This window comes from Coriobacteriia bacterium (genome assembly GCA_041658765.1).
Classification (GTDB): Bacteria; Actinomycetota; Coriobacteriia; order Anaerosomatales; family JBAZZO01; genus JBAZZO01.
The window spans coordinates 105,894-113,255 of the sequence record JBAZZO010000007.1 but is presented as its reverse complement, the minus strand read 5'-3'; the positions used below and the strand labels follow the sequence as shown (position 1 = coordinate 113,255).

Genomic DNA, 7,362 nt, shown 5'->3' with positions numbered 1-7,362 from the left:
CAAGCTTCTGACCAGCGGGAATACGGACGCCTAGATACACGCCGTTTCTGCGCATGATCGCTCGTCTTCGCAGCTTAGACCCATCAAACGCGGACTATTCGCGGGAGTTAGCTGCGGAACCCAGGCCTGCGCGGTCGTTGGCGCGTGCAGGCCATTCACCGCGACGCGGCCGACGCGGTCTGGCGCTCGGCGTTCAGCTACGTGACCGTCGAGTGACCCTCGACACGGCGATAGACGCGGTCCTCGACGCCGCGCCGGTGTTGCGCCTCGCGCTGAACACGGGCGGCGCTCCCTACGTCGTGCCGTTGTGCCTGGCCAGGGTCGGCGACGCGATCTACGTGCACTGCTCGGATGCGGGTCGCAAGCTCGACCTGCTTCGCGCCGATCCCCGCGTCGGGTTCGAGGCGACGATCGAGGCCGAGCCGATCGAAGGTCCGAAGCCCTGCAAGTGGGGGATGCGCTATCGCAGTGTGATCGGAGAAGGGGAGGCGGCCGTCGTCGAGGACGAGGACGAGAGGCTCCTCGCGCTTCGCGCGCTGGCGAAGCGCTACTCGGGCAGCGACGACGTCACTTCCGAGGACGCCGCCGCGACGGTCGTGATCAGGGTCCGCATCGTCGCTGCGACGGTGAAGTCGCACGGGTAGCGTCGCCTCTTGACGCGCTGGGCTCTCCGGCTATCATTTAGACGGTTGGCTAAACGTCTAATCACTCGCGGATGGAGGTGGCGCATGTCGGAGGTCTTCAAGGCGCTCTCCGACGACACCCGCCGTCAGATCCTCAAGATGCTCCGTGAGGAGGACATGACCGCGGGAGCCATCGCGAGCCGCTTCACCATCAGCAAGCCCTCGATATCGCACCACCTGTCCACCCTGAAGGCATCGGGTCTGGTCAACGCCGAGCGGCGAGGCCAGGAGCTGGTCTACTCGCTCGACACGACCGTCTTCCAGGAGGTCCTCGCGACGTTGCTCGAGTTGTTCGGAGAAAGGGACGAGAAGTGAGATTCAAGGACGCACCGAAGCTGCCGCTGCTCTTCATCACCCTGATGTTCGCGACCGGCGCCCTGGCTTGGGACCGGCTTCCGAACCGCATCCCGACGCACTGGGGGCCGAGCGGGGCGATCGACGCCTGGGCGGACAAATCGTTCGGCAGCGTCTTCGCCATGCCGCTGCTCGCGCTCGGTCTCTACGTGCTGCTCCTGGTCGCCCCGTACCTCGATCCGAAGCAGCGCAACCTGCTGGCCTCGGGCAAGGCGTACGGGATCGTCATAGACCTCGTCATAGGGGTCGAGGCGGTGGTCTTCGCGTCGACACTTGCGGCCGCGTTCGACCACTCGTTCGCGGTCGACCGGGTGGTCATGATCGCCGTCGGCGTGATGTTCGTGGTGATAGGCAACTACATGACGACCGTGAAGCAGAACTGGACGTTCGGGGTGCGTCTCGCGTGGACGCTCTCCGACGAGGTCGTCTGGCGCAAGACGAACCGCCTCGGCGGGTGGCTCTTCGTCGGCGCGGGGCTGTGTTCGATCGCCGGCACGTTCCTGCCGGCCCCGGCGAACCTGTTCGCGATGCTCGTGCCGCTTGGGATCATGCTCGTGACCACATACGTCTACTCGCTCGTCCTCTACAAGCGGCGCCACCCCGAGGAGTCGGGCCCCGCGCCGGAGTAGGTTGCACACCGTCGCGACGGGTGCTAGCATGCGCGGCAACCGAATAGCACGCCTGTGACGGGGAGGAGTACCCCGGTCGCGAAGCATAGAGAGCCGGTGGCAGGTGGAAACCGGCGTGAGCGATCGGCGGGAATGGACCCTCGAGGCACCGGGGCAACGGCGAACAAGCCTATTAGTCCCGGCGGACCCCCACCGATAGAAGGGGCCGGGTATCGGAGCACCCGCTCCGGCACCGCAGGAAACGAGTGGGCCCGCCATCTTCGGCGGGTCAACAAGGGTGGCACCGCGAGATGACCTCTCGTCCCTTGGGGATGAGGGGTTTTTCTATTCCCGGGAGCCAGTCTCCCGGCCGGAAAGGAGGACGGGATGCTGTTGCCGGGCAAGGACGAGTTCGTGAGACTCGCCGCCGAGCACGACGTCGTGCCGGTCGCGCGTGAGGTCTACGCCGACCTCGCGACGCCGATCTCGGCGTTCCTGGCGCTGGCCGACGGCGCCGAGCACGCGTTCCTCCTCGAGAGTGTCGTCGGTGGAGAGAGGCTCGGACGCTACTCGTTCCTCGGGATCGGCGCCGGCGAGACCATCACCGCCCGCTCGGGCGTCGCCCGGGTGAGCACCGGCCGCCGCCACAGCGACGTCCCCGCTCCCGACCCGTTGAGCGTCGTCGCGCAGCGTCTGCGGGCGGGTTCCGTCGCCCTCCTCCCCGGCCTGCCGGCCTTCATCGGTGGCGCCGTGGGGTTCGTCGGCTACGAGGCGGCGTCCGGCTTCGAGAAGGTCCCGCGCCACGACGTCGACGAGACAGGTCTTCCCGACGCGACGTTCATGTTCGCCGACACCATCGTCGCCTTCGACCACGTCCGGCGGGTGATGCAGGTGATCGCTCCCGTGCGTCCCGGCGACGAGCCCGCGGCCGACCACGACGCCGCCGTCGCCCGCATCGACGGCGTCCTCGCGCGGCTCACGGCCTCGGGCGCTTCGGCGCCGCTCGGGGAGGTCGGCCGAAGCGCACCCGTGCCCCTCACGGCGCACACGTCGCGCGAGGACTTCCTCGCGGCGGTGGGCACCGCCAAGGAACACATCGCGGCGGGAGACGTCTTCCAGGTCGTCCTCTCCCAGCGCTTCTCCGCTCCCTACGACGGGGACGGCCTCGACCTCTACCGCGTGCTGCGGGCCGTCAACCCCAGCCCGTACATGTTCTACGTCCGCACACCGGAGGTGACGCTCGTCGGGAGCAGCCCCGAGCCGCTCGTCCGCGTCGAGGGCACCACGGTGCTCACGCGCCCGCTCGCGGGCACGCGGCCCCGCGGAGCGGACGCCGCCGAGGACGGCCGCCTGCGCGCCGATCTGCTCGCGGACGAGAAGGAGCGTGCCGAGCACGTCATGCTCGTCGACCTCGGCCGCAACGACCTGGGCCGCGTCTGCGTCCCGGGCACCGTGCGAGTCGACGAGCTCATGGAGGTCGAGAGCTACAGCCACGTCATGCACATCGTGAGCAACGTCACGGGCACCCTAGCGCCGGGCCGCGACGCGTTCGACGCGTTGCGGGCGACGTTCCCCGCGGGGACGGTCTCGGGTGCTCCGAAGATCCGCGCGATGGAGATCATCCGCGAGTTGGAGCCTTCCACGCGTGGGCCTTACGCGGGCACGGTCGGTTACGTGGGCGTCGACGGCGCGATGGACATGTGCATCACCATCAGGACGTTCGTCCTCGCCGGCGGGCGGGCGTACGTGCAGTCGGGAGCAGGCATCGTCGCCGACTCCGATCCCGAGCGCGAATACGAGGAGACGCTGCACAAGGCGCGGGCTCTCCATCGCGCACTCGAGCTCGCCGCGGGGATGACGGCGGAGGTGGCGGCGTGATACTCGTCGTCGACAACTACGACTCCTTCACCTATAACCTCGCGCAGATGCTCGCCGCGCTCGGCGCCGAGATCCGCGTCGAGCGCAACGACGCGGTCAGCGGCGAGCAGGTCGCGGCGATGGCGCCCAGCGGCGTCGTTGTCTCTCCCGGCCCGGGGACGCCCGCGGACGCCGGCGCCAGCGGAGAGGTCATCGCCGCCTGCGCCGCCGCCGGCATCCCGGTGCTCGGCGTCTGTCTCGGCCACCAATGCGTCGCCGAGGTCTTCGGCGGCCGCGTCGTCCGGGCCCCGGTGCCGGTACACGGGAAGACCGCCGACGTGCTGCACGACGGCACGGGGCTCTTCTCCGGCATGCCCCGGCCGTTCACGGCGACCCGCTACCATTCGCTCGTCGTCGAGTCCGGCAGCGTCCCCGACGTGCTCGAGGTCATCGCGCGCACCGCCGATGGCCTCGTGATGGCGCTGCGCCATCACGAACTGCCGATCTTCGGCGTCCAGTTCCATCCCGAGAGCATCCTCACCCCCGAGGGCGCGGTCCTGCTGCGCAACTTCCTCGAGATGTGCGGGGAGGTCGAATCGCTGGCGGAAGCGGCACCCGCCGTCCATGCGTCCGAGGGAGTCTCCGACGCCAAGGAAGCTATCGCGCACGTCGTCGCGGGCGGGTCGCTCACCGAGGACCAGGCGTCCGAGGTGATGGGGGCCGTCATGGACGGGGAGGCGACTCCCGCGCAGATCGCTTCGCTCATCACGGCGATCAGGATGAAGGGCGAGACCGTCGACGAGATCGTCGGCTTCGCTCGCGCGATGCGCTCGCGGGCGACTCCCGTTCGGCCGGTCGCGGCCGATTGCGTGGACACGTGCGGGACGGGAGGGGACGGGCTGCGCACCTTCAACATCTCGACCACGACCGCGTTCGTCGCGGCGGGAGCGGGCGTGCCGATCGCCAAGCACGGCAACCGCGCGGTCTCGTCGTCGTCGGGCAGCGCCGACGTGCTCGAAGCGCTCGGTGTGCGCGTCGACCTCTCGCCGGCCGACATGGCGCGCTGCATCGACGAGGTCGGCGTCGGATTCCTCTTCGCCCAGGGCTTGCACGCGTCGATGCGCCACGCCGGCTCGCCGCGCCGCGAGATCGCTATTCGCACCATCTTCAACCTGCTCGGACCGCTCACGAACCCCGCCGGCGCGAAGCGTCAGCTCCTGGGCGTCTACGACCCGGCGCTCGTCCCGGTTATCGCCGAGGTCGCTGGCCGCCTCGGGGCACACCGCGTGCTCGTCGTCCACGGTCATCCCGGGATGGACGAGGTCTCGGCGAGCGGTCCGACCATCGTCGGGGACTTCGCCGACGGCCGCGTGAACACGTACGAGATCCTTCCGGAGGAGGTCGGCATCGCCCGCGGCTCCACGTCGGCGCTTGCGGGGGGCGACGCTTCCGAGAACGCGGGCATCGTCCGCGAGATCCTCTCCGGCGGGACCGGCCCGCGCCGCGACGTCGTGCTGATGAACGCCGCCGCGGCGCTGCTCGCCGCGGGGAAGGTCGCGGACCTCGCCGAGGGTGTCGTGCGCGCGCGCGAAGCGCTGGAGACAGGCGCGGCGCTCGCCGCTCTCGAGGGGCTCATCACCTTGAGCAGCCGGCTAGGTGCGGAGGCGGACGCCCGCGCGGCGCTTCAGACCGCGGAGGTGACGGGATGAGCGCGGGTGTCCTCGACAGGCTGACCGCGAGCAGGCGAGAGAGCATCGCCGCCGGGTTCGGTCGGCTCACGGCCGCCGAGTGCGAGCGCATGACCGCGCATGCCCGACCGGTGCGCGACTTCGCGGCGGCGCTTCGCGAGCACGCGGATGTCGCGGTGATCGCCGAGGTCAAGAAGGCATCGCCTTCCAGGGGGCCGATCGCCCTCGACTGTGATGCGGCGCGTCAGGCGCTCCTCTACGAGAGCGGCGGCGCGGCGGCGGTGAGTGTCCTGACCGAGCCGGACTCGTTCCGCGGCTCGTACGACGACCTCTCCGGCGTCGCCGAGGCGGTCGGCGTCCCCGTCCTGTGCAAGGACATCGTCGTCGACCCCGTGATGCTCCACCTCGCGCGGGCGCACGGCGCCGACGCGGTCCTGCTGATGGCGAGCGTGCTCGGGGAGCGTCTCGGCGCTTTCGTCGACGAGGCCGCGACGCTCGGTATCGCGTGTCTCGTCGAGGTGCGCGACGTCGAGGAACTCGAGACTGCGCTGCACGCCGGCGCTTCCATCGTGGGCGTGAACGCCCGCGACCTGCACGACCTGACCATCGACCGCGCTCGCGCGCGGGAGACGGTCGCTTCTGCCCGCCGTGCGGGAGTCCTGGTCGTCGCCGAGAGCGGTGTGCGCGGCCGCTCCGACGTCGAGGACTTCGCCCGTGCGGGAGCCCATGCGGTGCTAGTCGGCGAGACGCTCATGCGCTCGCCGTCACCACAGACGATCCTCAAGGGACTGACAGGTGTGCCGAAGGAAGGAGATCGACAATGAGCGGCAAGACGAAGTACGTGCTCGACGAGAAGGACATGCCGACCGCCTGGTACAACGTGCTGCCGGACCTGCCTCGGCCGCTCGACCCGTACCTGCATCCGGCGACGAACGAGCCGATCGGTCCGGACGATCTGGCCCCGCTCTTCCCGATGGAGATCATCAAGCAGGAGCTCAGCCCGGAGAGTTACATCGACATCCCCGGCGCCGTGCTCGACGTCCTCAAGACGTACCGGCCCTCGCCGCTCAACCGGGCCAAGCAGCTGGAGAAGGTCCTCGGCCTTCCCGCGGGCGTCAAGATCTACTACAAGTACGAGGGCGTAAGCCCCGCCGGCTCGCACAAGCCCAACACCGCCATCCCGCAGGCCTACTACAACAAGCAGGAGGGCATCTCGAAGATCTCGACCGAGACCGGCGCCGGCCAGTGGGGCAGCGCGCTCTCCATCGCTGGGGCGCTCTTCGGTGTCGACATCGAGGTCTTCATGGTGAAGGTCTCCTACGACCAGAAGCCGTACCGCCGCTTCCTCATGGAGACGTACGGCGCGAAGGTGCACGCATCGCCGTCGACGCTGACCGACGCGGGCAAGCACGTGCTCGCGATGGATTCCGACTCCACCGGATCGCTCGGCATCGCGATCTCCGAGGCCTGCGAGGTGGCGTTCAAGAACCCGGACGTGCACTACTCTCTGGGATCGGTGATGAACCACGTCTGCATGCACCAGACCATCATCGGTCTCGAGGCCATCAAGCAGATGGAGATGGCCGGCGAGGAGCCTGACGTCGTCATCGGCTGCATCGGCGGAGGCTCCAACTTCGCCGGCATCGCGTTCCCGTACTACCAGCGCAAGCTGCAGGGGAAGTCCAAGGCGCGCCTCGTGGCCGTCGAGCCCAAGGCCTGCCCCACGCTGACCGCGGGCGAGTACCGCTACGACCGCGGCGACGAGGCCGGCATGGCGCCGATCGTGATGATGTACACGCTCGGCCACGACTTCGTGCCGGCAGGCATCCACGCCGGCGGCCTGCGCTACCACGGCGACTCTCCGCTCGTGTCGATGCTCTACAACACCGGCGACATCGAGGCCGTCGCGGTGCACCAGATCGCGTGCTTCGATGCCGCGGTGCAGTTCGCTCGCGCCGAGGGCATCCTGCCCGCTCCCGAGTCGAGCCACGCCATCCGCGTCGCCATCGACGAGGCGCTCGCCGCCAAGGAGGCGGGCGAGGACAAGGTCGTTCTCTTCAACCTCTCCGGTCACGGGCACTTCGACCTGGCCGCCTACGAGGCGTACAACTCCGGCAAGCTGGTCGACTACGACTTCGCCTCCGGAACACACGTCCAGGACTGACCGATGAC

Annotated in this window: 7 protein-coding genes; all 7 read left to right on the top strand. The window is 69.2% G+C overall.

All coding sequences use genetic code 11. From position 1 onward, the window contains the following. The first annotated feature begins 212 nt into the window (after window positions 1–212). The 7 genes from WC971_06025 (at window position 213) to WC971_05995 (ending at window position 7,354) form a co-directional block, all read left to right on the top strand. Entirely contained in the window at window positions 213–644 is a 432-nt protein-coding gene (locus tag WC971_06025) for a pyridoxamine 5'-phosphate oxidase family protein (protein MFA5844374.1), read from the top strand. Between the two features lie 84 nt (window positions 645–728). Next, the gene (locus tag WC971_06020; GenBank protein ID MFA5844373.1) at window positions 729–998 is read left to right on the top strand and encodes an autorepressor SdpR family transcription factor; all 270 of its coding nucleotides are present in this window, start codon (window positions 729–731) and stop codon (window positions 996–998) included. Further along, window positions 995–1,666 carry a DUF1648 domain-containing protein gene (locus WC971_06015; GenBank protein MFA5844372.1) on the top strand — a complete coding sequence of 224 codons (672 nt, stop codon included), beginning with the start codon at window positions 995–997 and terminating at the stop codon, window positions 1,664–1,666. The genes WC971_06020 and WC971_06015 overlap by 4 nt, the downstream gene beginning before the upstream one ends. 366 nt (window positions 1,667–2,032) lie before the next feature. Then, window positions 2,033–3,523 carry an anthranilate synthase component I gene (trpE, locus tag WC971_06010; GenBank protein ID MFA5844371.1) on the top strand — a complete coding sequence of 497 codons (1,491 nt, stop codon included), beginning with the start codon at window positions 2,033–2,035 and terminating at the stop codon, window positions 3,521–3,523. Beyond that, window positions 3,520–5,211: an anthranilate phosphoribosyltransferase gene (trpD, locus tag WC971_06005; protein ID MFA5844370.1), complete on the top strand. Its 1,692-nt coding sequence runs from the start codon at window positions 3,520–3,522 to the stop codon at window positions 5,209–5,211. Before trpE ends, trpD begins: the two co-directional genes overlap by 4 nt. Beyond that, entirely contained in the window at window positions 5,208–6,014 is an 807-nt protein-coding gene (locus WC971_06000; protein ID MFA5844369.1) for an indole-3-glycerol phosphate synthase TrpC, read from the top strand. The genes trpD and WC971_06000 overlap by 4 nt, the downstream gene beginning before the upstream one ends. Then, window positions 6,011–7,354: a TrpB-like pyridoxal phosphate-dependent enzyme gene (locus WC971_05995; protein MFA5844368.1), complete on the top strand. Its 1,344-nt coding sequence runs from the start codon at window positions 6,011–6,013 to the stop codon at window positions 7,352–7,354. The genes WC971_06000 and WC971_05995 overlap by 4 nt, the downstream gene beginning before the upstream one ends. Window positions 7,355–7,362 lie beyond the last annotated feature (8 nt).